16 protein-coding genes, 1 other RNA gene and 2 pseudogenes are annotated in these 23789 nt (G+C 58.4%); 14 read left to right on the forward strand and 5 right to left on the reverse strand.

Features of this window, described 5'->3' with window-relative positions; genetic code table 11:
• The first annotated feature begins 97 nt into the window (after window positions 1-97).
• The 5 genes from dnaG (at window position 98) to OS242_RS12830 (ending at window position 7351) form a co-directional block, all read left to right on the forward strand.
• Window positions 98-1969, forward strand: coding sequence for a DNA primase (gene dnaG / locus OS242_RS12810; protein ID WP_267152089.1), 1872 nt, complete (start codon window positions 98-100; stop codon window positions 1967-1969).
• Window positions 1970-2028: 59 nt separating this feature from the next.
• Window positions 2029-3180 carry an RNA polymerase sigma factor RpoD gene (gene rpoD / locus OS242_RS12815; protein WP_267152090.1) on the forward strand — a complete coding sequence of 384 codons (1152 nt, stop codon included), beginning with the start codon at window positions 2029-2031 and terminating at the stop codon, window positions 3178-3180.
• 57 nt (window positions 3181-3237) lie between these two features.
• On the forward strand, window positions 3238-4131 hold the full coding sequence (locus OS242_RS12820; RefSeq protein ID WP_267152091.1) for a hypothetical protein: 894 nt from the start codon (window positions 3238-3240) through the stop codon (window positions 4129-4131).
• A 175-nt stretch (window positions 4132-4306) separates the two neighbouring features.
• Window positions 4307-5446, forward strand: coding sequence for an acyl-CoA dehydrogenase (locus OS242_RS12825; protein WP_267152092.1), 1140 nt, complete (start codon window positions 4307-4309; stop codon window positions 5444-5446).
• Between the two features lie 240 nt (window positions 5447-5686).
• Window positions 5687-7351, forward strand: a complete 1665-nt coding sequence (locus tag OS242_RS12830) for an AMP-binding protein (protein WP_267152093.1) — start codon at window positions 5687-5689, stop codon at window positions 7349-7351.
• 153 nt (window positions 7352-7504) lie between these two features.
• Here the strand turns inward: OS242_RS12830 and OS242_RS12835 are convergent, their stop codons facing one another.
• A complete protein-coding gene (locus tag OS242_RS12835; RefSeq protein ID WP_267152094.1) occupies window positions 7505-9973 on the reverse strand; it encodes a penicillin acylase family protein in 2469 nt (822 codons plus the stop codon).
• Between the two features lie 171 nt (window positions 9974-10144).
• Here OS242_RS12835 and OS242_RS12840 point away from each other — a divergent pair, with 171 nt between their 5' ends.
• From OS242_RS12840 to OS242_RS12865, 6 genes and pseudogenes are all read left to right on the forward strand, one after another.
• Complete coding sequence (locus tag OS242_RS12840) at window positions 10145-10843, forward strand: tRNA (adenine(22)-N(1))-methyltransferase (RefSeq protein ID WP_267152095.1); 699 nt, start codon at window positions 10145-10147, stop codon at window positions 10841-10843.
• On the forward strand, window positions 10830-11966 hold the full coding sequence (locus OS242_RS12845) for a Nif3-like dinuclear metal center hexameric protein (protein WP_267152096.1): 1137 nt from the start codon (window positions 10830-10832) through the stop codon (window positions 11964-11966). Before OS242_RS12840 ends, OS242_RS12845 begins: the two co-directional genes overlap by 14 nt.
• A 54-nt stretch (window positions 11967-12020) precedes the next feature.
• Window positions 12021-12278, forward strand: a complete 258-nt coding sequence (locus tag OS242_RS12850; RefSeq protein WP_267152097.1) for a hypothetical protein — start codon at window positions 12021-12023, stop codon at window positions 12276-12278.
• A 91-nt stretch (window positions 12279-12369) separates the two neighbouring features.
• Window positions 12370-12772: RNase P RNA component class A (rnpB, locus tag OS242_RS12855), an RNA gene on the forward strand.
• A gap of 373 nt (window positions 12773-13145) precedes the next feature.
• Complete coding sequence (gene thrS / locus OS242_RS12860) at window positions 13146-15104, forward strand: threonine--tRNA ligase (protein WP_267152098.1); 1959 nt, start codon at window positions 13146-13148, stop codon at window positions 15102-15104.
• 24 nt (window positions 15105-15128) lie between these two features.
• Window positions 15129-15215: pseudogene (locus OS242_RS12865) on the forward strand (DNA starvation/stationary phase protection protein); the annotation flags it as partial.
• Window positions 15216-15274: 59 nt separating this feature from the next.
• On the opposite strand, the gene asnB reads toward OS242_RS12865, so the two are convergent.
• Together asnB and OS242_RS12875 are read right to left on the reverse strand one after the other, a co-directional pair.
• Window positions 15275-17122, reverse strand: a complete 1848-nt coding sequence (gene asnB, locus OS242_RS12870) for an asparagine synthase (glutamine-hydrolyzing) (RefSeq protein ID WP_267152099.1) — start codon at window positions 17120-17122, stop codon at window positions 15275-15277.
• A gap of 103 nt (window positions 17123-17225) precedes the next feature.
• Entirely contained in the window at window positions 17226-17813 is a 588-nt protein-coding gene (locus tag OS242_RS12875) for a DJ-1/PfpI family protein (protein WP_267152100.1), read from the reverse strand.
• 90 nt (window positions 17814-17903) lie between these two features.
• On the opposite strand from OS242_RS12875, the gene OS242_RS12880 reads away from it, so the two are divergent.
• Complete coding sequence (locus tag OS242_RS12880) at window positions 17904-18041, forward strand: hypothetical protein (RefSeq protein WP_267152101.1); 138 nt, start codon at window positions 17904-17906, stop codon at window positions 18039-18041.
• Window positions 18042-18256: 215 nt separating this feature from the next.
• Here OS242_RS12880 and OS242_RS12885 read toward each other — a convergent pair whose 3' ends face one another.
• Entirely contained in the window at window positions 18257-19966 is a 1710-nt protein-coding gene (locus OS242_RS12885; RefSeq protein WP_323372947.1) for an immune inhibitor A domain-containing protein, read from the reverse strand.
• A 43-nt stretch (window positions 19967-20009) separates the two neighbouring features.
• A pseudogene (locus tag OS242_RS12890) lies at window positions 20010-20615 on the reverse strand (immune inhibitor A domain-containing protein); the annotation flags it as partial.
• A 167-nt stretch (window positions 20616-20782) separates the two neighbouring features.
• On the opposite strand from OS242_RS12890, the gene ribA reads away from it, so the two are divergent.
• Together ribA and OS242_RS12900 are read left to right on the forward strand one after the other, a co-directional pair.
• Window positions 20783-21859 carry a GTP cyclohydrolase II gene (gene ribA / locus OS242_RS12895; protein WP_267152102.1) on the forward strand — a complete coding sequence of 359 codons (1077 nt, stop codon included), beginning with the start codon at window positions 20783-20785 and terminating at the stop codon, window positions 21857-21859.
• A gap of 119 nt (window positions 21860-21978) precedes the next feature.
• Entirely contained in the window at window positions 21979-23757 is a 1779-nt protein-coding gene (locus OS242_RS12900) for a UbiD family decarboxylase (RefSeq protein WP_267152103.1), read from the forward strand.
• Window positions 23758-23789 lie beyond the last annotated feature (32 nt).

Below are 23789 nucleotides of genomic sequence, written 5' to 3' on the forward strand. Positions count from 1 at the left end.
AAAATCTGTCGTACGCACAGAAGGAGATTGTTGAAAGTTGGCGAATATCTAACGTACTCCAGTAGACTTCACATGTTTTACAGAAGGGTGATGTCTGTTGAGACACCGGATTCCAGAAGAGATTGTCGAGAGAGTTCGTCAACATTTTGACATTGTCGACGTCATCGGAGAATATGTACGGTTAAAGAAAACAGGTCGCGGCTATGTCGGCCTGTGTCCGTTCCACAACGAGAAAAGTCCGTCTTTTTCTGTTTCTCAGGATAAGCAGCTCTACCACTGCTTCGGATGCGGTGTGAGCGGCAACCTGTTTTCCTTTCTGATCGAAAAAGAGGGCATCACATTCTTTGAAGCCATCGAACGGCTGGCACAACGGGCGGGTATCGCGTTGCCTGCTGCCGAGATGGAGGACGTCGAGTCTCCCGAGTACAAACGACGGAAAGAAATGTTTCGCGCACACGACCTCGCAGCGAAATACTACCACCACATCCTGATGAACACGGACGTCGGTCTGCCGGCCCTCCGCTACTTGGAGGAACGCGGGATCACGCGCACCACGATGGAGGCGTTCTCGCTGGGCTATGCACCGCAGGGCTGGGATGTGTTGCTCAAATTTCTGCTCAAGCGGGGTTTTCAAGAAGATTTGCTTCTCGAAGCAGGTTTATTGTCGGAAAGCGCGAATCAAAAAGGCAGATGCTTTGACAAGTTCCGCCATCGCGTCATGTTTCCCATCCAAGACGGTCAAGGTCAGGTCATCGGCTTTGGCGGCCGGGTGATGGACAAAGACGCGAAGCCGAAATACCTGAACTCACCAGAGACCCCTTTGTTCCACAAGGGGCGTCATCTGTTCAACCTGCACCGTGCCCGTCCGGACATGCGGCGCGTCGGTCAGGTGATCGTGCTCGAAGGCTATATGGACGTCATCACCGCGCATCAGCACGGGATCGGTCATGTGGTCGCGGCGCTCGGGACGGCCTTGACTGTCGATCAGGTGCGGCTCTTGCAACGCAACGTGCAGGAGATCGTCATGATGTTCGACGGCGATGAGGCCGGTCAGAAAGCAGCGCTGCGCTCCTTGGATGTCGTCAAAGAGTCGGGCTCCGAAGTCAAGGCCAGGGTCGCGACCATACCGGACGGGATGGACCCTGATGAGTTTCTAGGCACGTACGGCAAAGAAGCGTTCACCAGAGTCGTGCTGGACAACGCGTCCTCGACGACGACGTTCCGCATGCTGGCGTTGCGCAAAGACTTCAACCTCGCGACACAGCAAGGACGGGAGGACTACATCAAGTCGGTCATCTCTCAAGTCTTGTCGACGGTGCAAAGTCCTGTCGAGCTGGAAACGCACCTGAAAGAACTGTCAGAGGAGTTCGGCTACCCGAGGGAAGCGTTGCTCGAAGAGGTGGCGCTGACCAGAAAAAAGGCGCCCATCGGGGATAAACCTGACAGGAAGTGGAATACTAATAGAAATAATGCCGCAGGAATGGGCACCGGTATGCACCGGACCGCGTCTGACTTTCCGCCGCATATCCGGGCGGAACGCAAGCTCCTTACTTATATGTTAATCGATGAAGGGGTGGCAAGACAAGTTCAAGACACGCTGGCAGATGAATTTTCTGTGGATGAACACGGAGCGCTGCTGGCACATCTGTACGCGTTCTATGCCGAGCAGGAACATGCGGACCCGCAACGTTTTATCGGTCGTCTGGACGACCGGGAGCTGGTGCGGCTCGCGACATCGCTCGTCATGGAATCGGAGTCGGAAGGTTTTGAACGGCGGCCGGAATACGTGGAGAGGATCGTTTCAGAGCAGATCTTGCTGTTGCAGAAGCATCATCTGGAGCGAGAAGTGAAAAGGTACGATCAATTGGCGATTGATTGCGGAAATCGTGGGGATTGGGCAGGAATGAGGGTAGCTCTTGAAGAAAAGAGTCGTATCGAGACTTATATTGCAGCCCTTACGCATGCCTAACCGCAGTTATTGCAAATGATAGAATGTCAATCACTCCTTGAGGGGAAGGAGGGGTCGGGATGGTGAAGAATGTGAAAGATGGAGAAGTACAACAACTGACAGTCGAAGATGTCAAGCAATCACTCGTCGCGACGGGTAAGAAACGAGGCGTGATCACCTATAGTGAGATCATGGACAAACTTTCTCCCTTCGACCAAGACTCGGATCAAATCGATGAGTTTTTCGATCATCTCTCCGAGCAGGGTGTGGAAGTGATCAATGAATCGGATGAAGATCCCTTGCCGCTCGACGATGACGAAGAAGAAGAGGACGGCCCGCGCGGACCGCGCGATCTGGAAGAGGAGGAGTTTGACCTCAACGACCTGAGCGTGCCGCCGGGGATCAAGATCAACGACCCTGTTCGTATGTATCTGAAAGAGATCGGCCGCGTGCCGTTGCTTTCTGCTGATGAAGAGATCAATCTCGCCCGCCGCATCGAAGACGGCGACGAAGAAGCGAAGCGCCGACTGGCCGAGGCTAACTTGCGTCTGGTCGTTTCCATTGCGAAACGCTATGTCGGACGCGGGATGCTGTTCCTCGACTTGATCCAGGAAGGCAACATGGGCCTGATCAAGGCGGTCGAGAAGTTCGACTACCAAAAAGGCTACAAGTTCTCCACCTATGCAACGTGGTGGATTCGCCAAGCGATCACCCGTGCCATCGCGGACCAAGCGCGGACGATCCGCATCCCGGTGCATATGGTCGAGACGATCAACAAACTGATCCGCATCTCCCGTCAACTGCTGCAAGAGCTCGGCCGTGAACCCACCGCCGAAGAGATCGCAGCCGAGATGGACATGAGCCCGGACAAAGTGCGTGAGATCTTGAAGATCGCTCAAGAGCCGGTATCGCTCGAAACGCCGATCGGCGAAGAGGACGACTCCCACCTTGGCGACTTCATCGAGGACCAAGATGCGCTGGCTCCTGCAGATGCAGCCGCGTACGAACTGCTCAAGGAACAGCTTGAAGATGTGCTTGACACGCTGACCGAGCGCGAAGAGAACGTGTTGCGCCTGCGTTTTGGTCTGGATGACGGACGCACCCGCACCCTCGAAGAGGTCGGGAAGGTATTCGGTGTCACTCGTGAACGGATTCGCCAGATCGAAGCGAAAGCACTTCGCAAACTGCGCCATCCGAGCCGGAGCAAACGTCTGAAAGATTTCCTTGAATAGAAGGCCCTGAGCACTCACTGTTACGGTGAGTGCTTTTTTTCTTAGGAGGAGTTCCGGGTGAATCAACAAGAGAAAAAGATCATCATTCAAGAGATTCGGACGTGGCGGGACAGCAAGCTACTTCCGGCGGAATATTGCGACTTTTTGTTGAACCTATACGCCGAGGGTGATTCGTTTTCTGCCGAAGAGCAGAATCGTCCCCGGAAGAACAACCGCACAAACGGTGGCGGCGAAGGGCTCAGACAGTTTTTTAACAGTCAAGCCAGCCTCGTCCTGCTTGTGATGGGCGTGTTGTTGTTGTTCGTGATCTTTGCCTTTAATTTTACCTTGTTTCCTTTGCCAATGCAAATCGGAGTCCTTGCTCTTGTCACGGTGGTCGTCTACTTTTTGGCGATCCGTTCCGGGCAGGGGCCTGCTCTCAAACGGTTGGCTTGGACGGCGACATCGGCTGTGCTGGTAGCGGTGGACGGGTACTTTTATCTGAGCAAGACCGGGCTGATCGAGAGCAGAGGCTCGGTGATCGGCGTGATGTCGGTCGTCTTTCTGCTGTGGGTGCTCACCGGCGGGATCGGCCGCTCCCGGTTGATCTCCGGCATCGGCTGGGGCGGGCTGCTCCTGATGTACGCGATGCTGATCGAGCGGATCGCCGAGATCGGATCGAGTCCGTACGGGGTGCAGCATTTCTACTGGCTGATCCCGGCGATTCTCTCGCTCGTGCTCGCCTATCTGCTCGGTCGGGGCCGCGTCTACATCGCGCCGGTGTTTTTCGTGCTCGGGCTGCTCTCGCTGTTCGGCCCGGATCTGCGCCTGCTGGTCTACGGCGGGTCGATGGACTTCTTCATCCAAGCGATCATCTTTTTGAAGTTGGCAGTGCTGATCTCCGTGGTGATCGTGTTCCGGCTGGACCTCAAGAACTGGTGGGACGGCACTTCTGTCGAAATCGGTCGATAACGACAGGGAAAACGTCTTGCCACTTTTGCCGATCAGCGTATATAATGAAGATGAGAAACAATGAATGCGTATTCATTCATCGTACTTCGTTCGGTCCCCGTTGTTTCAACGGGTTTTTCTTTGAACATGATCTACCGAACGGTCGATTTAGGACTTTATTCGAGGAGGAATCACAATGAACTTTGATCTGACTCAAGAACAAGTGATGATTAAAAATATGGTGCGCGACTTCGCAGACGCGGAAATCGCACCGCGCGCGGAGCATGTGGACCGCACCGGCGAGTTCCCGTTCGACACCTTCATGAAGATGGGCGAACTCGGCATGCTGGGTCTGCCGATCTCCGAAGAGTACGGCGGCGCAGGCGCTGACACGATCTCCTACGCGCTGGCTGTTGAAGAAGTCGGCCGCGCTTGCGGTTCGCACGGTCTGTCCTACGCGGCGGCTGTCTCCCTCGGCGTCTCCCCGTTCTACTACTTCGGTACCGAAGAGCAGAAGCAAAAATGGCTGGTGCCGCTGGCGGAAGGCAAGATCCTTGGCGCATTCGGCCTGACCGAGCCGAACGCCGGCTCTGACGCGTCCGGCACGCAAACCACGGCGGTGCTGGAAGGCGACGAATGGGTGATCAACGGATCCAAGTGCTTCATCACCAACGTTTCCTACGCGGGCGTGTGCATTGTAACCGCTGTCACCGACCGTTCCAAAGGCTCGAAAGGCATCTCCGCTTTCATCGTGCCGACCGACACCCCCGGGTTCTCCACCTCGACGCCGTATGACAAGTTGGGCCTGAAAGGCTCCAACACCGCCGAGATCATCCTAGACAACGTCCGCGTCCCGCGTGAAAACCTGATCGGTACGGAAAACGAAGGCTTCAAGCAATTCATGGTCACCCTCGACGGCGGCCGCATCTCCATCGGTGCCCTGTCTGTCGGGATCGCACAAGCTGCGTACGAAGCATCGCTGAAATATGCGAAAGAGCGCGTGCAGTTTGGCCAATCGATCTCCAAGTTCCAGATGATCCAGCAAAAGCTCGCGGACATGGCGACCAACATCGAACTCGCTCGCACCGCGGTGCACAAAGCGGCGTTCCTGAAAGACCAAGGCCGTCCGTTCACCAAGGAAGGCGCGATGGCAAAGCTGTTCGCATCCGAGATCTGCATGCGCGCTTGCGACCAAGCGATCCAGATCCACGGCGGCTACGGCTATATGAAGGAATACCCGGTGGAGCGTTACTTCCGCGATGCGAAACTGATGGAGATCGGCGAAGGCACCTCCGAAGTTCAACGCATCGTCATCGCTCGCCAAATCGGCTGCTAATCAGTTTTTGATTGCTAAACTTTGCAAAGTTTAGTATAGTATGAGTTGGCGTATAATCATTATCCATTTGCACGGATATTGTACTGTAAGGAAAGACCAACACAACACTAGCCCTCTGCCATGCCCGGCAGAGGGCCTTTTTTTGTAAAAGGAATTTTACGGTGTGCAGTCGAATACATGTACTGTGAATATTTCGAAACTTTGCAGAACGTTGCTGCATCGGACAAGGAGTGGACGTACATGGCCGAAACTTTGCATGTGACAGTCGGACAACTGCTCGACAACATCACCGCCCGATATCCGGAGGGGGAAGCGGTGGTCTACCGGGATCGGGGACTGCGCCTGACCTACCGTGAATTCAATCAAGTGTGCGCCCAAGCGGCGAAAGGATTTATGAAACTGGGCATCGACAGGGGAGAGAATGTCGCGATCTGGGCGACCAACCACCCGGAATGGCTGATCTCGCAGTTTGCGACCGGCAAGATGGGCGGCGTGCTCGTCACCGTCAACACCAACTACCGGACAGCCGAACTGGAGTATCTGCTGCGCCAGTCCGACTCGACGACGCTGATCTTGATGGAAGCGTTTAAAGGGGCAAGCTATATCGAGATGCTCTATGAGATCGTGCCGGAACTGCGCGATGCGGAGCCTGGGAAGTTGCAATGCGAGCGATTGCCGCATTTGAAAAATATCATCGTGCTCGGCGAGACCCGATATCCGGGGATGTTCAACTGGTCGGACCTCATGGCGATGGGAGCGGACGTCAGCGACGCGGAACTGACGACAAGGCAAGACTCGCTCGATCCGGACGATGTGATCAACATGCAGTACACGTCGGGGACGACCGGCTTCCCGAAAGGCGTCATGCTCACCCACAACAACATCATCAACAACGGCCGCAACATCGCGGCGTGCATGGATCTGACCGATGTGGACCGACTGTGTATTCCGGTGCCGTTCTTCCATTGCTTCGGCTGCGTGCTGGGCGTGATGGCTTGTGTGACGGTCGGGGCGACGATGGTGCCGATCGTGTTCTTCAACCCGCAAGAGGTGCTGGAGACGGTGGAGGCGGAGAAGTGCACCGGTCTGCACGGGGTGCCGACGATGTTTATTGCGGAGCTGAACCATCCGGAGTTTGACAAATACGACCTGTCTTCGCTGCGCACGGGGATCATGGCCGGGTCGCCGTGCCCGATTGAGGTGATGAAAGCGGTTGTGGAATGGATGGGTGCGAAGGAGATCACCATCGCGTACGGGCAGACCGAGTCGTCGCCGGTGATCACGCAGACCCGCACGCAGGACCCGATTGAGCTGCGGGTGGCGTCGGTGGGGCGTGCGTTGCCGAACGTGGAAGTGAAGATCGTCGAGCCGGGGACTTCGATTGAAGTGCCGGTCGGCGAGCAGGGCGAGCTGTGCACGCGCGGGTACCATGTGATGAAGGGGTATTATAAAAATCCGGGTGCGACGGAAGCGGCGATCGATGAGGACGGCTGGCTGCACACGGGCGATCTGGCGACGATGGATGAAAACGGGTACTGCAAGATCACGGGCCGTTTGAAGGACATGATCATTCGCGGCGGGGAGAACATCTACCCGCGTGAGGTGGAGGAGTTTCTGTACACGCACCCGTCGGTGCTCGACGTGCAAGTGGTCGGCGTGCCGGATCTGAAGTTTGGCGAGGAAGTGGCGGCGTATGTGATCCTGAAAGAGGGTCAGTCGCTGACCGCCGATGAACTGCGTGAGTATTGCACGGGCAAGATCTCGCGCTTTAAGATCCCGCGCTACTTCGAGTTTGTCGACGCGTATCCGATGACGGCGTCCGGCAAGATCCAAAAGTTCAAGCTCCGCGAACAGGCGATTGAATCGCTGGGGCTCAAGCAAGCGGCTGAGATCGAAACGGCGTAAAAGATAAAGGAAAAGACCCTCGCAGCGAGTGCGAGGGTCTATTTTATCTTGCGAGGTGCTGACAATGCGTAGAAGATGTTGAGACGAGCAGGTTTGAGAACGTACAAGGTCTTGAGGGCATCGCAAGGACTTGCGAGTGATGAGGGTCTGCTTCTATTTGTGTGATGGAGTCGACGGTTTCAGCACCAGTTTGTGTTCGCTGCTTTGATACTCGTCTGGACGAGTGCTCGTGATGTGGTACCCACCGTATGCCCAGGCCTCCGCTTGATCGTCGTACCACGGGGAGAGGACGTGGCCCGATTGGCCGGGGCCGACGACGTTGTGGGTGCGGGTGAGGTCGGAGAGGTCGTTGACGGTGCGCCATGACGCGCCGTGGTTGACTTCGCCGGTGATGCTGTTGTATCCGGCTGCTCCGACTGTCACTTTCGAACCGCCCACAGCGAGCGGCTCCGGGTTGAAGAGCAAGTCGAGCGGCTCGACAGACGCGAGCGGGTGCTGGAACTGGACCTGATGGAAATCGCCCCAGTTCCATTTTTTCGTATGGCCGCCTTGCAGGGCGACCACTTTGTCGACCGTCTTTTGGAACGAAGCCAGCGCCACTTGCGACAGTCCGCCTTTTTCTTTCAGCCAGATGCTCTCTTTGCCGTCTGCCGCATCCCGGATCATCCCATCGACGGTGTTCCCTCTGCCTTCAAACATTTTGTACAGATCGGCATCGATCTCCGGCAGGAAAATCTCGTCGGCGATCTGCGTCATCCACAGATTGAACAGCAGCGGCCCGGCCTGATCCGGGTCATCCTTCAGAGGTCCTACGCTGGACTCGCCATATATCCAAAGCCGCAACATCTGTTTGGCTTCCAAATCGATCAGGCGCAACGAGTCTACCGGCACCAGTTCCAACTGTATCAACAGGATCGGCAACAACTCGTCTGCTTGCAGATTCATTGCATCATGCTGCAGTTGTTTGACCGACTCGACGTTGATCTTGCCCCTTTTTGCCGCCGCTTCGATGAACGCCGCAATGCGCTTTTGCCGATACGGTTGCGCCCACAGATTGGAGATGTGGTACGGGTAGTCATCCGGCGTGACCTTGTTGTTCGCCGTGGCGATGTACCCTTGCTTCGGATTGACCGAGGTCGGCAGTTCGTCCCACGGGATAAATCCGGTCCATTCGTATTCATCCGTCCAGCCGGGCACCGGCATCGAACTGTCGCCTTTTTTGCGAATCGGGATCAGCCCGTTGGCCCGGTAGGCGATGGTCCCGTCGGTGGAGGCAAAGACAAAATTTTGCGCCGGGGTGTGGAAGGCGGTCAACGCGTTTTTAAATTCCTCCCAGTCTTTCGCTTTCGCAAAGTCCAGCACAGCCTCCAACTCTGTCGACGGCTGCAACGCCGTCCATTTCAAAGCCAGAGCCGTCCCCGGCTTGTCATGATGGGCAAATTCGGAGATCACCGGTCCGTGGCGGGTGACGGTGATCTGATAAGGCACCGGGTCGCCGTCTTTGACCCGGATCTCTTCCTCGATCACTTGGGCCGCTTCCCATTTGCCGTTGTACTCGAACTCGTTCGGGTTGGCCGGGTTGCGTTTTTCGATGTACACGTCCTGCACGTCCGGGCCGACGTTGGTCACGCCCCATGCGACTCGCTCGTTGCGCCCGAGGATGATGCCGGGGACACCGGCGAAGATCACGCCGCTGACGTTGGTTTGATCCGACTTCAGATGCGTCTCATACCAGATCGCAGGCGTTGCCAGCCCGAGATGCGGATCGTCGGCAAGGATCGGTTTGCCCGACTCGGTGAGCGAGCCTGCGATCACCCAATTGTTGCTGCCGTTGAATTCGTTCGGGATCACCGCTTCGTCAAACGAGTCGCCGAGGGCGAGCTTCGTCTCTTGGACGGCGGGGAGGATCGTCGGCGCGTCTTTCGGATAAGTCGGGAACAGGTCGAGCGCTTTTTCCTCGGAGAAGTTTTGCACGAGGTAGTAGCGAAACACCTGCGACTCCCAGTGGCCGCCGAGATCGAACGCCATGTATTTGCCGATGGTCAGCGAGTCGGTCGGCGTCCACGGCTTCGGTTCGTAGCCGAGCAGCTTAAACTCGACGGGGAGCGTTTGGGTCGCCTTGGCCGCTTCCATATAGGCGTTGACACCGGCAGCGTACGCTTCAAGCACTCGTTTCGCTTCCGGAGAATAAGAATCCCACGACGCGACGGCCGCACGGCGCAGGCCGAACGTTCGGAAGAATTTATCGCGATCCAACGCTTTCGCCCCGACGACCTCGCTCAGTTCGCCGGACGCTTGCCGACGGCTCAGATCCATCTGGAACAGGCGATCCTGCGCGGTGACGTAGCCTTGGGCAAAGAACAGATCCGCGTCGCTCTCCGCTTCGATGTGCGGCACACCGTTCTCACTGCGCCAGACGGTGACGGGAGCGGCGAGTCCGTTGACGGTCAACTCGCCTTGGGTGACCGGCAGGCTCTGCCTGAGCAGCCAATGACCGGCTCCGACCGCACTGCTCGTGACGAGTATCAACACGAGCAGGACAGCCAGCAATACACGCACCCACCGCCGCCGTTTCGGGCGCGGTGCCGGTTGGGAGAGAGCGGTTGATGAGGATGATGACATACAGATAACCTCCTTGCCGGATAGATGGGATGTCCAATTATAAATGATATAAGAAGTCAGGCAATTCTATACAACAAAACTCCGCAGATCGTGATGTGCATTCCCTGGGGCTTTTGTTTATAATGAAAGCAAATTCCCATAAAATCTCTACATACAACAGGTGATCTCATTTTGCTGAACATATCGGAAAGACTTGCACGCATCGCCGCGCACGTGCCTCAGGGTGCGCGGATGGCGGATATCGGGAGTGACCATGCGTATCTGCCGCTCTATCTCGCACAAAAAGGGCAGATCGCCTCGGCCGTCGCCGGGGAACTGAATGAAGGCCCGTTCCGGGGAGCGGAGCGCAATGTGCGTTCGCGCGGGTACAGCGACAGGATCACGGTGCGCAAAGGAAATGGCCTCGCCGTGATCGAGCCGGGGGAAGTGGACGTGATCACCGTCGCCGGGATGGGCGGCGGTACGATCCGCGAGATCCTGTCGGCAGGCGAAGAAAAGCTCGCCGGCGTGCAGCGGCTCGTCCTCTCTCCGCAGGGGGACAGCGAAGGTCTGCGCCGCTGGCTCGGGGAGCACGGCTGGCAGATCCTCGACGAAGAGATGCTGGTCGAGGATGAGAAAATGTACGAGATCGTCGTCGCCGAACGCGGTGAGATGGCGGTCGACGACCGCAACGCGATGGAGTTCGGGCCGATCCTGCTCGCTCAAAAGCATCCGCTGATCGCAGACCGCGTCGACTACGAACTGGGCAAGATCCGGCTCGCGCTCGAAGGGCTGGAAAAGGCCAAAGGGGACTCCGGGGAACAGCGCCGTCAGGAACTGCTGGCCCGTCGTCAGCAACTGGAAGAGGTGAAAGCATATGTCCAATCCTAACTCGCACTACGCCACGATCCGCCAAGTCGCGTCCGCGCTGGAAGAGATGGCCCCGCTCACCCTCGCCGAGTCGTGGGACAAAGTCGGCCTGCAGATCGGCGACCCGAACCGCCCGGCTCGCAAAGTCCTGCTCTCGCTCGACTCCAACGACGAAGGCGTGATCGACGAAGCGATCCGTATCGGCGCCGACCTGATCATCGCTCACCACGCGATGATCTTCAAAGCGGTGCAGACGATCCGCACCGACTCCCCCTACGGCCGCAAACTGCAAAAACTGCTGGCTGCGCAGGTCGGCGTCTACGTCGCCCACACCAACCTCGACATCGCCGAGGGCGGGATCAACGACATCCTCGCCGGCCGTCTTCATTTGGAAAATGTGAAGGTGCTCTCCCGCGTCCACAACACGCGCCTGAAAAAGCTGGTCGTCTTCGTGCCGGCCACGCATCACGAGCTCGTTCGCAAAGCGGTTGGCGACGCCGGAGCGGGCTGGATCGGCAACTACAGCCACTGCACGTTCAACACGCCGGGCACCGGCACGTTTGTCCCGCGAGAAGGGACAAATCCGTTCATCGGCGAGCAGGGCAACCTGGAGCAGGTCGACGAGGTGCGCATCGAAACGATCGTCACCGACCGCAACCAAGATGCGGTGATCGCCGCGATGTTGGAAGCGCATCCCTATGAAGAAGTCGCCTACGACATCTACCCGCTGGAGATCATGGGCCAGGAGCTCGGGGTCGGCCGCGTCGGCGATCTGGTGCAGGACATGACGTTGGAGCAGTTTGCGCAGTTTTGCAAGGGGCAGCTCGGCGTCGAGCACGCTCGCATCGTCGGCCCGCATGACCGCGTGGTCCGTCGCGTCGCCATCCTCGGCGGCTCGGGGGAGGAGTACTGGCCGGAAGCGCTGAAAAAAGGCGCCGACGTGTATGTGACCGGCGACATCCGCTACCACTACGCGCAGGACGCACTGGCGGAAGGTCTGTGCCTCGTCGATCCGGGGCACAATACAGAAAAGGTCTGCCTGCCCGCCTTGCAGGCATTTTTGCAGGCCAAGATGAACGAGTACGGATATGACACGGAGATCGTGGTCTCAGAGACGAACACCGAGCCATTTTCCTTTGTGTAAGGCGAGTCTTTTTTGCGGGACATCCCCATAGGATGGTAGTGGGGGTGACGAGCAATGGCTCATTTGATCATGAGCGGACTTTTCTTGCTTGCGGTGATCATGGCCTTTATCTATGCGTACTATCTCTTGCAAATGATGTTGACCATCACGAAGTGCCCCGATTGCGGCCGGATCATGCAAAAGGTGCTCTATACCGAATGGGCAGACGACAAACAAGAGAAAGTGGTATACGAATGCCGCTTTTGCCAAGCCAAGCGCATTCGCAAGACAGGACACACCGGAAAAGGCCGCAGACATACGCTGTATCCATAACGGTTTTTACAACGATTGGAACTTGATAAGTCGGTTCCGATCCTGTATACTTTCTTCTTGCTGATACACAACAAAACAATTTGCAAACCGAAAAGTAAGCCGGGCAATCGCCGGTGCAAGTTCCGAAAGGACGCACGGGAGGAAAGTCCGAGCTTCACAGGGCAAGGGTGCCAGTTAACGGCTGGTGGGAGCGATCCTAAGGACAGTGCCACAGAGAGATACCGCCAACGGCTCCTTCACGGAGTGCGGGCAAGGGTGCAAAGGTGCGGTAAGAGCGCACCAGCAGCATGGAGACATGCTGGCTCGGTAAACCCCACCCGAAGCAAGACCGGATAGGAGTCCGCATGTGCCGGCCCGGCACGGACTCGGGTTGGTCGCTTGAGCGTACTGGCAACAGTGCGCCTAGATAGATGATTGCCGCTCCATCGTGCGAGGGTGACACCCGTTTGCAGCACGCGGAGAGACAAAACTCGGCTTACAGGCTTACTTTTCGGAGTCAATAAAAAAAAGAACTCGCCGCTTGCGGCGGGTTCTTTTTTGCTATATAATCATATCCAATTGATTCTGTTGAAAAGCGATGACGAAAGACGCGCCTGCACCGCGCACCCTTGATCAGAGAGAAGAAGCCGTCGGCTGAGAGCTTCTTCGTTGGGTCGGACACAGGACACCACTTTCCGAGCTGCTGTCTGCAAAGGACAGCCGGGGCGTACGTTATACGCGCGTGGAGAGCGCATGGCAAAATGCCGATGCGCTGAAGATTGGGTGGTACCGCGAGAGTAACGTCTCGTCCCTTTTACTGGGGACGGGACTTTTTTATTTTCTCTAGCAACCAAATTTTGTAAAACATAAAAGGAGTGTATGAGAACAATGTCTGAGCAGTTTATCGTTCGTCTCAAAGATGGTTCCGAAAGGTCGTACGCGCCGGGCACCACCTTTGCCGAGATCGCAGGTTCGATCTCGAAATCTCTCGCCAAAGACGCGGTCGCTGTCAAAGTGAATGGTCAAGTGATGGAGATGGCTCGCCAACTGGAAGGCAACGTGGATCTGGAGATCCTCACCCTGAAAGACGCGGAAGGCGTCGACGTCATGCGTCACACCGCAGCTCACGTGATGGCGCAGGCGGTCTCCCGCCTGTATCCGGGTGCGAAGTTTGCCATCGGTCCGGTGATCGAGAGCGGGTTCTACTATGACTTCGCCGATCACACCTTCTCCTCCGACGACTTCCCGAAGATCGAAGCGGAGATGAAGAAGATCATCAAGGAAAACCAGCCGGTCATCCGCGAGGTCATGTCCCGCGAAGACGCTTTGAAATTCTTCCGAGACCGTGAAGACCGCTTCAAAGTCGAACTGATCTCCGACCTGCCGGAAGATGAGATCATCTCCGTTTACCACCAAGGCGAATTTACCGACCTCTGCCGCGGGCCGCACCTGCCGTCGACCGGCAAGATCAAGGAATTCAAGATCATGTCGCTGGCGGGCGCGTACTGGCGCGGCGACTCCGACCGCGAGATGCTGACCCGTATCTATGCAGCGGCGTTCGCGAAAAAAGAAGACCTGGAAGAGCATCTGCGCCTGCTGGAAGAAGCGAAACAGCGCGACCACCGCAAGCTCGGCAAAGAGCTCGGCATCTTTACCCTCGTCAAAGAGGTCGGCCAAGGCCTGCCCTTGTGGCTGCCGAACGGCGCGAAGATCCGCCGCGTGATCGAGCGCTACATCGTCGACGTGGAAGAGAGCCTCGGCTACGATCACGTCTACACCCCGCACCTCGGCTCCATCGAGCTGTACAAGATCTCCGGTCACTGGGATCACTACCATGAAGACATGTACCCGCCGATGGCGATGGACAACGAAGAGCTGGTGCTGCGCCCGATGAACTGCCCGCACCACATGATGATCTTCAAGTCGGAGATGCACTCCTACCGCGACCTGCCGCTGCGTATCGCGGAACTGGGCATGATGCACCGCTACGAGTCGTCGGGCGGACTGGCCGGTCTCCAGCGCGTCCGTGCGATGACCCTGAACGACGCGCACATCTTTGCCCGTCCGGATCAGATCAAGTCGGAGTTTAAGAAAGTCGTCCAACTGATCCAGCGCGTGTATGAAGACTTTGGCATCGAGGACTTCTACTACCGCCTGTCCTACCGCGACCCGGAAGACACCGAGAAGTACCACTCCAACGATGAGATGTGGGAAATGTCGCAGCGCATGCTGAAAGAGACCATGGACGAGATGGGGCTGCCGTACGTGGAAGCGCCGGGTGAAGCGGCGTTCTACGGTCCGAAGCTCGACGTGCAGGTCAAAACGGCGCTCGGCAAAGACGAGACCATGTCGACCGCGCAGCTCGACTTCCAGCTGCCGGAGCGCTTTGAACTGGAGTATGTCGGCGAAGACGGCAAGAAGCACCGCCCGGTCGTCATCCACCGCGGCATCGTCGGCACCATGGAGCGTTTCGTCGCCTACCTGATCGAACAGTACAAAGGCGCGTTCCCGGCTTGGTTGGCTCCGGTGCAAGCGGTCGTCGCAACCGTTGCGGAAGCGTACGCTCCGTATGCGGAAGAAGTGGCGGAGAAACTGCGTGCCCAAGGCCTGCGTGTGCAGACCGACGTGCGTCCGGAAAAGATCGGATACAAGATCCGCGAGGCGCAAGTCGGCAAGATCCCGTACACCCTCGTCGTCGGTGAGAAAGAGCAGACCGAAACTGCGGTCTCCGTTCGCCGCTACGGCCAAGGCGACCTCGGTTCGATGTCTGTCGAGGCGTTCGGGGAGAAACTGGCCGAGGAAGTGCGGGGCAAAGAGCTGTTGGTGCAAGCGGTGGAGAAAAAGTAAACCGGTTCTGGTAAGGGCGGTTCCGCGGACGATGAGACGACCGCCGACCTGCTGCTCGGGATTCACACGGAGTTGGAAAAGCACGTGTGGATGCTGAGATCGTTCTTGGGATCAGACAGAAAGAAGCCCTTGGTGAAAAAACGCCAAGGGCTTCTTCTTGTTTGCCTTGCTCAGTCCTCGATCTTGATTTTGTACTCGCGCAGCCACGTATCGACCTGCGCCAGATAGGCGAACATCTGGGGACCTGCCATCAGTTGGCCGAACCACGGCTTGACGAAGTTCGGGTCGTTCGCTTTGGCGATCTCGCGGATCTGGTTGGCGTCGATCAGCGGCAGGATCGGCGAGCTCGGATCGTCGAGGATCTCCAGCACCCAGTCGCGGACCGCCGCAAAGTAGGCCGGATGGTGCGTTTTGGGATAGGGGCTCTTTTTGCGGTAGAGCACGTCATCCGGCAGCACGCCTTCGAGGGCGAGGCGGAGCAGACCTTTTTCCCGCTCTTTGTAAAACTTCATCTCCCACGGCACGTTCCACATGTACTCGACGATGCGGTGATCGCAGAAAGGCACGCGCACTTCCAAAGAGGCGCCCATCGTCATGCGGTCTTTGCGGTCGAGCAGCGTCGGCATCCAGCGGAACAGGTTGAGGTAGGAGATCTCCCGCGCCCGCGCTTCCCGTGCCGATTCTCCGTCCAGTTTCGGCACCTCGGCGAGCGTGTCGTGGTAGCGGGAGAGCACGTATTCTTCAATGTTCACTTTGGCGCTCAGTTCTTTCGACAGCCAGCCGGCGCGGCCTTCGACGTTGCGCGACCACGGGAAGGTGCCGGCGTTGACCATCTCTTCCCGGTAAAACCACGGATAGCCGCCAAAAATCTCATCGGCGCACTCGCCCGACAGCGCGACGGTGGCAAATTTCTTGATCTCTTCGGAAAAGAGGAACAAGGAAGCGTCGACGTCCGCCATGCCCGGCAGATCGCGGAACCGCAGCGCGTGTTTCAGCGAGTCGATCAATTTGGCGTTGTCGATCTGGATGTAGTGGTGCTCGGAGCCGAGGAACTCGACCATTCGTTTTACCCACGGCGCGTCGGAGTTGGGCTGGAAGTCGCTGGCGGTGAAGTGTTTGTCATTGTCCACGTAGTCGACGGAGAACGTGTGCAGAGGACCTTTGCCTTCACGTTCAAACTTTTTGGCGGCAAAGGCGGAGATCATGCTCGAATCCAGCCCGCCGGACAGCAGCGTGCAGATCGGCACATCGGAGACCAGTTGGCGCTCGACCGCGTCCTGCAGCAGTTCGCGCAAAGTGGCGATCGTCGTGTCGAGATCGTCTTCGTGCGGGCGGCTGTGCAGCTGCCAGTACGGCCAGGTCTTGAGCCCGTTTCGGGTGAAGAGCAGCACGTGTCCGGGCTTCAGTTCGTGAACGCCTTTGAACACGCCGTGCCCCGGCGTGCGGGCCGGGCCGATGGCGAACACTTCGGCAAGCCCCTCGGTGCCGACGACCGGCTCGACGGCCGGGTGAGCCAGCAGTGCTTTCAACTCCGAGCCGAAGATCAGCCCGTCGCCTTGCTCGGTGTAAAACAGCGGTTTGACACCGAGGCGGTCGCGGCCAATAAACAGCGACTGCTCCGTCTCATCCCAGATCGCAAACGCAAAGATCCCGTTTAAACGCTCGACGCAGGCCGGGCCCCACTCCATATAGGAAGTGAGCAGGACCTCCGTGTCGGAGTGACCGTGGAAGCGGTGGCCGCGAGCGAGCAGGTCTTTGCGCACGTCTTCGGTGTTGTACAGCTCGCCGTTGTAGATCATCGTATACGAACGATCCCCGACATTTCGACTCATCGGTTGCGCACCGCCTGCGGGGTCGACGACGATCAGGCGGCGGTGGGCGAAACCGCAGGACGGCGACGTCCAAAACCCTTCCGTATCCGGACCGCGCCGGGTCAGAGAATCAGCCATGTCTTTCAGAACAGACTTCTGCCCGGTGAGGTCTTGTTTCCAATCAATCCATCCTGCAATACCGCACATAGTGTTCTTTCCCTCCCGAATCAGAGACATTCGCCTAGCATGACATAACGTATGCCGGGGGGAAACGAGATGTGTCTGACCGAGCCATCCCGCCGTGTGTCGGCTAGGGGCGGGGCAGGTCGAGCGGTGCGCCGTTCGGTTGGATCGAAGCGACGCATTTTGCTGCGATGTCGACACCGGCCAGCGTTTGAATGATCCACTGGGCCAAGGTGACGGCCGACAGACACCCGGCGGCGGTGGCGAGGTTGCCGGTTTGCACGAACGGTTCGTCGACCACTTCGACATCGTAGTTCGCCAGTTGTTTCAGGCGGGTGGCATATGTTGTCGCCTTCCGATTTTTTAACAGCCCGATCTCCGCGAGCAGAATCGCGCCGGAGCACATCGAGCCGATCAGCTGGCGGTCCGGGTCGAGGAGGTGTTTCAGTTTATTGAGGTAGGCGTCGTCCTTGATCAGCCGCTGCACCCCCGGACCGCTGGCGACGAGCACCGCGTCCGCCTCTTCGAGATACGAGAGGTCGGCCATCATCGGGATGGTCAGCCCGGCGAAGGACGTATGGTGAGCGGCGGTGCCGACGATCTTCACCTCCCAGTCATGCTTCGGGAAAAATTCGTTGACCCGCTTCAGCACATCCCACGGCAAAAAGACGTCGATGTCGGTAAAGTGATCAAAAGCGAGGATGGCGATTTTCATCTGTTCCGAATCTCCTTTATTTTGCGTTTGTATCATTGTAGCACAAAGGCAGAGACTAACACCGACTACCAGTCGAGGAGGTGTGCACACATGACGACTAAACTGGCGCATTTGTCTGACGCGCAGCACCAACAGATCAACGAGTTGGAACAACAGCTCGGCGTGGTATTGATCGCGTACGACGGTTACCAACAAGAGGATGAACAAGGTCATTCAAAAGAGCAGTAGCAGGTACGAAGGGAAAGGCAAGACCGCCTCGCTCCGTCGGGCAGTCAGACCGTATTTGCCGCTGAGAGCGACGGCACTTCGCCCAGTACAAGTTTCACGCGTACGTGCACGGCGACTGGGTGTGCGCCTTGGCGTTGCCCTGCTCGACAGACTCCAAGACCGCGATCTATAAAGAAAGAGGCAGCCCGACGGCTGCCTCTTTCTTCATGCCGTATTTAGTTTTTGCTGATCTTGATCGTCGCCGTGCTGCGGTCGGCCGCTTCGCCGGTGACTTGGATCTTCAGCCCGTAGGACGGCAGTTTCAGACCCGCATCCGGAGAGGACGGGCTCCAGTAGCTTTGCTTGTCGTCAAAGACAGCCACCGGAGTCTTCGCCGCGTTGTAGAGGTGGAAGTCCGGACCGTAGAAGACGTCGAGGTCGGAGCCTTTTTGCAGCGAGAACGAAGCGTCGAAGATCTGGTAGCGGGTGCCGGCCAGATCGCCCGTTCCCACGTTGCCGCCCCAATGGTGGACGTTTTGGTGCGCGTCGACGACGCCGAGGAAGCCTTGGCCCGGGTGGACGCCGGTCCAGTTGTTGTCAAACGCTTCATTGACATACCAGATCACCATGCCCGGATCGTAGGACAGGACAGACTGACCGCGTTTGATATGCGAGAGACCCGCGTCCACGCCTTGGTGATTGCGCCATTCGACGAGGTAGTGGTGTTTGGTGGTCATTTTGCCTTCATGCTTTTCAAAGCCGTTCAGGGTGAAGGACGATGCCGACTCGCCGCCGTCGTTCAGCACGGTCGCGCCGTTTGCGGTGACTTTCACATTGTCGACAAAGAAGCCTTCTTCGTTGGTGCCCCAGTCGGTGATGTATCGGAATTGGAGCTGGATCTTTTGACCCGTGTATGCGCTCAGGTCCATCGTCTCATGCACCCAGCCCGCGCTGGAGCCGGTGTAGCCCGGCACGTTGGCCGCGACAGACGGGTACGCGTCATTGACGACATCAGAGGTGGTGCGTGCGGAGGACAGGGACTGCCAGGTCGCGCCGTTGTCGGTGGAGACTTGGACAAACGCCATGTCCCAGCCGCTTTCGATGCGGTACCACGCGTCAAAGTCCAGCGTTGCGGACGTCGCGCCGGTCAGGTCGACGGTCGTCTGCATCGCGTGATCGATCTCGTCGCCGCGGCCGCCGTAGTATTCATAGGAGCCGGTCGCCGGTTGGTTGATCACATGGACGCGGTCCGGCAGGTCGATGCGGACGACGTCTTCGTTGGTGCCTTTCGACGACGCTTGGTCAAGCGTGACGTTGACGCCGGTCGACGGGATGTTCGCCAGCGAGAACTGTTTGCCATGCTGCCAGTTGCCTTCGAGGGACTTTTGGAAGTACTGTTTCGCATACGGGGAGAATCCGGTCGGCTCGGTGCCCGGGATCAAGCCCGCCCACGAGCCGCCGGACATGATCGACCAGTACTCGACCGGTTCGCCTGCGCCCGAGTAGATCGTGTCATACTCGTCCGGGAGGCCGAGGTCATGGCCGTATTCATGGGCAAAGACGCCGGTCGCGCCGTCTTCCGGCTCGATGGTGTAGTCGAACGCGCCGATCTGACCGCCCCAGTACGGGACGCTGGTCGAGGTGCCCGGGATCGCGTACGGCTCGCTGAGATCCCAGCGGTGCGACCAGATCGCGTCTCCTGCCAGGTTGCCGCCGCCCGCTTCTTCGCCGACGCCGGCGTGGATCACCATCAGGTGGTCGACGAGGCCGTCCGGCTCGCGCTTGTTGCCGTCGCCGTCGAGGTCGTAGATGTCTTCGAGATCGTATTGGTTGAGATCGACGCCGTCCGCCGCCGCTGCTGCCAACGCCTCGCGAACGAGCGCGCGCGGGTTGGCATCGTTGCCGTCGCCGCCGATGTTGCCGCCGTATGCAGCGGCCGTATGCAGCGGCCGGTTGAGACGCTTTCAGCCAGCCGTAGACATCGCCGTCCACGGTGTAGGAGCCGCCGGACTGCTGCAGGTAGTACTGCGACATCGAGATCAGGTTTTGCCCGTTTGGACCGGTGAAGCCGGTCGGGGAGAAGAGCATCTGCTCATAATGTTCTTTGGAATAGTTCGGATAATGGAAGTCGGTCTCGGACGGCTGGATCGAGTTGTGCGCGTAGTCGCTGTACTCGACGAGCAGCACGAGGATCTTGTCTTCCCGGGTCTCACCGTTCCACGACGTTGTTTGCACCGGTGCCGGCGCGCTCGCGACGGTGCCGGACTGTGCGCTTTCATGCAACGTGTTGCGCTTGGCAGCCGGGTTGTTTTTCTCGGATCGGATCTCGGCGGATCGCACGCGCTTTTGCAGATAGGCGTTGAGCGCTTTTTCTTTCTGCTCCGGCGAAAGACCCGGCTCGATCACGCCGCGCTTGACCAGCGAGTCGATCATGCGGTCATGGTTGACGATGCCAAGGTCGAGCGGCGCACCTAGGCCGCTTTCGGCTGCAACGGGGGTCGTCGCCGGGTTGACGGTAAACATCGCACCCGCGACGAGCACGCCCGTCAAACCGATGGAGATTGATTTTTTCAATTTGAATCCTCCCTTTGTCATACTCTTTTTGAATCTAAACCTTATATACTTACTTCAATGAAATATCTTGATATTCCTATTTGTTTATCAAATTTTTTTCTGAATTCTCTGTCCGTGACGTTTCTTACAGAAATCAAATCTCACTTGAAGCACAATTGTGGGTACAGAAGAGAGCGAGGCGAACTTAGATGTTGGAAAACCAAGTGTCTACCGGCGGCGTGTTTTTGGACGCGCAGCCGACGCGGGCTGTGGAGTGGGAAACGGTGTGTGCGGCGTTGCAAAGCAGGGAGGCGGTGCTGTTGCACCTCGACTACCTGAAACAGACGCGGCAGTTTGCTTTGTTGAGCTACAGCTCTGCCACGGAAGAGACATTGCTTGCTCTGAGCGGGATCGTCGGCGACGGGGCAAAGATATATACGACAGACGGCAGCCTGCTGCCAAACGAACCGTCCGGAGGTTTGACGCTCGGCAAAGTGTCGCAGGCAGACTTCGCGCAGGAGCCGCATTATATTGAAGCGAGCCTCCAACTGGCCCTGTGGGCCGATCTGCCGCCGCTGGTGGTGATCGCCGAGTTGGAGGAGGCCGATCTGCAAGCAGTGCGGGCGGCAGGCCTCGGACTGTCGGACGCGACCTCGCTGTCGGTGAAGGACATCCTCCACCGCAAGATGAGCGAAGTGTCGATCCGCGACATCTCCGCCCGCGTGACGGTGCCGACCCGCTGGGGCCCGTACGATATGATCGCGTTCACCGATTCGTTCGGCGTCTCGCACAGCGCAGTCGTCTACGGCGACATCTCGGGTGACGAACCGGTGTTGCTTCGCGTGCATTCGGAGTGCTTCACCGGCGATATCTTCGGCTCGGGTCGCTGCGACTGCGGCGAGCAGCTCGATTTTGGGATGCGGGCGATCCGGGAGGCAGGCCGCGGCGTCGTGCTGTATCTGCGTCAGGAAGGGCGCGGCATCGGGCTGGTCAACAAGCTCAACGCCTACATGCTCCAAGACGCGGGCTACGACACCGTTGAGGCCAATCACCACCTCGGATTCCCAGGCGACGCGCGCGACTACACGTTTACGATCCAGATGATGCGACATCTGGGCATCCGCCAGATCCGCCTGCTGACCAACAACCCGCGCAAATGGAACGGTCTGGGTGAATACGGCATCGACGTGGTGGAACGCGTGCCGGTGCACATCGAGCCAGGTCAGCACAACGACCACTACCTGCAAACGAAAAACGACAAGCTCGGCCACCTGCTCCGTCCGTAACCCGCCGCCAAACGGAAAAAACCGCTCCGAAACGAGCGGTTTTTTGCATGGGAGCGGTATGATACAATAGGAAAAGATTAGCCGACACAAACGGCCTTTTCAAAGGGAGAGATATCAGAGTGCATCGTAATTTGCGCGAGTTAATCGATACATTGCGCCGCGAGCGCGACATCGTCGAGATCACGGCGGAGGTCGATCCGTATCTGGAACTGGCGGAGATCCACCGCCGCGTGATCGCCGAGGGCGGTCCGGCTTTGCTGTTTACGAATGTGAAAGGAAGCACATACCCGGTATTCAGCAACATGTTCGGCACGATCCGCCGCGTCGATCTGGCATTCGGCCCCCGTCCCGAGCAGTTGATGAACGACCTGATCTCGTTGACTCATAAATTGATGCCGCCGAGCCTCGGCAAGATTTGGGGCGAGCGCGGTCTGTTCATGGACCTGCTCAAGGTCGGCACGAAAAACGTCTCCACCGGACAAGCTCCGATCTTGGAGTCGGTCGACGCACCGGCGCAGCTCTCGAAACTGCCGGTGCTCACCTCCTGGCATGAAGACGGCGGCCCGTTCCTGACCTTGCCGCTCGTCTACACCGAGCACCCGGTCAAAGGCAAGGCGGATCACAACCTCGGCATGTACCGCGTGCAGATCTACGACGACCGCACGACCGGCATGCACTGGCAGATCCACAAAGGCGGCGGCTTCCACCACCATGCGGCGGAAGAGCGGAACGAGTCGCTTCCGGTCACCGTCTTCCTCGGCGGCCCGCCCGCTCTGATCGCATCGGCCATCGCGCCGGTGCCGGAACCGCTGCCGGAGTTGTTGCTCACCTCGCTGATCATGGGGGAAAAACTGCCGGTCGTCGCCGACCCGCGAGGCGGCAAATACCCGCTGATCGCCGAGGCGGAGTTTGCCATCGTCGGCCAAGTGCCGCCGCATGAGCGCCGCGTCGAAGGCCCGTTTGGCGACCACTACGGCTACTACTCGCTGGAGCATGACTTCCCGGTCTTCCACGTCGACCGCGTCTACCACCGCAAAGACGCGATCTACCCGGCGACCATCGTCGGCAAGCCGGTGCAGGAAGATTACTACCTCGGCGACTTCCTCCAGCGTCTGCTCTCTCCGGCCTTCCCGATGGCGATGCCGGGCGTGCGCGACCTGTGGACGTACGCGGAGACAGGATTCCACGCCCTCGCGGCAGCTGTCGTGCGCGAGAGCTACAAGCGGGAGTCGATTGCCAACGCGTTCCGCATCCTCGGCGAAGGGCAGCTGACCCTGACCAAGTTCCTGATCGTCACCGACAAAGCGGTCGAGCTCGGCAACTTCCGCCTCCTGTTCGAGCAAGTGCTGGAGCGGTTCGACCCGGCGACCGACCTGTTTGTCATCGGCAACACGTCCATCGACACGCTCGACTACACCGGACGCTCCTTCAACAAAGGCTCGAAAGCGTTCATGCTCGGCACCGGAGACCCGATCCGCAGTCTGCCGGCCGAGTATCATGGCCCGGAGATCCCCGGTGTGGACGCGGTGTCGGCGTACTGCCGCGGCTGTCTCGTCGTCTCCGGCGCATCGTTTGAAGACGACCCGGAGCTGGCACCGCGCATCGTGCATCTGGCGGGCGAGCAGTTGCAGGAATGGCCGGTCGTCTTCCTCGTCGACGACGTGTCGATTGCCAAGCATCAGTCGTCGTTCCTCTGGACGACGTTCACCCGCTTCGACCCGTCGCAGGACTTGTACGCGGACGCGGAGTTGGTGCGTCACCACGTCGGCTACAAACTGCCTATCGTCATCGACGCCCGGATGAAGCCGTGGTACCCGAAAGAAGTGGAAACCCGCCCGGACATCGACGCCAAAGTGTCGGCCCGCTGGACGGAGTATTTTGGCAAGAAAGCGTTCTAAGCGCTCGGTGCATCGAAATGGAAAAATCCCCT

It is taken from the genome of Tumebacillus lacus (genome assembly GCF_026410385.1).
GTDB lineage: Bacteria > Bacillota > Bacilli > Tumebacillales > Tumebacillaceae > Tumebacillus > Tumebacillus lacus.